A 438-nucleotide genomic window follows, 5' to 3' on the forward strand; every position below is an offset into this window, starting at 1 on the left:
GTGCACGCCGCACCGTCCCCCTCGGTGATGCAGTCCAGCGCATCGGTGATCCCCAGCTCCTCGGCCAGGATCTTCGCCAGCTCCTTCGCCGCCTCCTTCGCCTTCTCCTCGTCCCCCTCAAGCGCCTCCTCGAGGTCCTGGACCTGCTTCAGGGCCTCCTGGTACTCCTTGTCCTCGGGGGAGTCGGGCAGTTCGCCCTCGGAGTAGGGCTCGTCCGCGGCGGCCTGGTCCGCGTCGGGATCGTCACCGGAGGAGCCGTCGTCCCCGCCGGGGCCGCCGGTGGGGTCCCCGGCCGGGTCTCGGTCGCCGGGGCCGTCGGCGACGGGCTGCTGCCCGCCCTCCCCACCGTTCCCGCCACCGGCGGAGCCGCACTGCCCGCCCACGACCCGGCAGATCTTCGCACCGACCGACTGCCCCAGCTCGGTGGTCACCCCCGCC

The 438-nt window shown here is 74.2% G+C and carries 1 pseudogene; it reads right to left on the minus strand.

Features of this window, described 5'->3' with window-relative positions:
* Positions 1-438, minus strand: a pseudogene (locus ACLIYP_RS30855) (hypothetical protein); the annotation flags it as partial.

The organism is Streptomyces nanhaiensis (genome assembly GCF_046614825.1).
In the GTDB taxonomy this organism is placed as follows: domain Bacteria; phylum Actinomycetota; class Actinomycetes; order Streptomycetales; family Streptomycetaceae; genus Streptomyces; species Streptomyces radiopugnans.